Source organism: Neobacillus cucumis (assembly GCF_002860255.1).
Classification (GTDB): Bacteria; Bacillota; Bacilli; order Bacillales; family Cytobacillaceae; genus Neobacillus; species Neobacillus cucumis_A.
Map to the genome: position 1 here is coordinate 1 of NZ_PGVE01000007.1, position 1,744 is coordinate 1,744.

General features: G+C 47.2%; 1 protein-coding gene. It reads right to left on the bottom strand.

What is annotated here, in order from left to right:
• Window positions 1–217 precede the first annotated feature (217 nt).
• On the bottom strand, window positions 218–1,561 hold the full coding sequence (locus tag CVD27_RS00715) for an ISLre2 family transposase (protein WP_101645988.1): 1,344 nt from the start codon (window positions 1,559–1,561) through the stop codon (window positions 218–220).
• Between the last annotated feature and the right edge of the window lie 183 nt (window positions 1,562–1,744).

Here is a 1,744-nt window from a genome sequence, read left to right on the forward strand (position 1 = left end):
GCAAAACAGCCGGATTATCATTATGATACCGGCTGTTTTGCTTGGTTATGAAAACTAACTTTGGTCTACTATATTATAGCTCCGACCGAAACGTTTTTCCTAGCTGAGTTCCAAGACCGTTTGAGTCAAGCATTTGTTGGCGGAATTTATTTCCACCTAAAACGTGTAAGCGGATTCATGAATTTGGGGTTCTTTCTTGTTGATCAATAGTCGTTTTTTAAAATCCTTTAAGTGCCTTTAAGGCTATGTATACCGGAATATTTCCCTTTCCCTTTAGATATTGAATATTATCCCTAGTGGCTTCACCAATTGTGCTTGTCACCCTCTCCACATAATGCCTTGGTGGGTTCGTTACCTCTTTGGACTCTGTCCATCTCTCAACCCGCCCAAACAACGTTTTCAAAGCCAGTTTGTCCAGGAATGCCACCAATCCGGTGATCATGGCACTTGCACCGTTTTCCACCCAGCTGCGGCCGTTTTTCAGCCGTTTTGCGAACACGCTCATCGTTCCTTCCGCACTCCCCATCGGCCGCATTCTTTCCGTATCGATCCCTTTTTCCTTCAGCCATTTACGATAGTCGCCTAAGGCCTCCGGATACTGTTCCAGCTGATGAATCAATTCCTCCAGCCGTTTCTCCTGCGCTTCTGTTTCGAGTGTTCCAACTGCACTATTCAGTTCTGTAATCAATTTTTCGCCGTTGTAGGAGGCAAGTGCCTTTTGCATTTCCCGGTAGCGGGGATGTTCACGAAACAGCCTTCGGATATCACGTGCCACATGGAAGCGGTCAATCGAAAAGAAGGCACGCCCGTTGAAGTGCTCCCGGCAAGCCGTTATCCACTTCGCCCCGTCGCCGTTTATCACAAGCCTGTGGACGGCTGGATCATATTCGAATGTGTCAATGAGAAAGTCCTCAAACGCTTCCCAAAAGGGCTCTTTCCCGCGATGGACGAAATGCCTTTTATCTTTAAGAGCGACTCGTTTTCCGTTGATCTCCCATCCTTGATGGACCGCTGCTATCTTTTCTTCCTTGCCCCTTTTCCCTTTCTCTTGCCTCTTCACGTATAACCCGTCCACCTCCACAAACAAAACAGGACGGTGTATAGGTTGGCGTTCTTTCGGGATGCTGGTTACCTTTAAAAGGTGCTGCCGGATGGCTTCATGGCTGATGACACGATAGCCAAGCAGAGTCTCAAGTGTGTTGGCTGCCTTGCGGTAAGAAGGGCCCGTAACGGCCAGCTCAATGGCTGCTTCCTCAATCAAGGGACTGAATCCGCCCGCACCCTCGAACTCCAAATAACGGTCAAGGAGATAGACATACTCGCCTGTCTGCCTGTCCCGATAATAATTCCTTTCTACCTCAATTTCCCCAAATAAGCTGACCAACTTCAGCACGCGCTTGTCTTGAAGACGATACTTCTTTACATCGCGTTCCTTTGCGATCTGTTCGTCCATTTCTGTCAGTACGCTGGTCATGACAGTCGAAAAGGTTTCCTGTAATTTCCTCCATACCAGTTGCTCAATCTGTTTTAAATTTGGATAATCCGTGGTATTCTTTTGCATGAGGGTCACTCCTTAGAATCGGGTTTTTGTCGACTATGATTCTAACAAGAGGAGACCCTCTTTTTCACGTTTTTTGCTTTTCCTACCGCGCGTTCGCTTGGTGGCCCTTCTCATCCAGCTAACGGCTACGCCATTATCTGGATGAGAAGGGAAATAATTCTCCTACAAACATTTTACTCATAC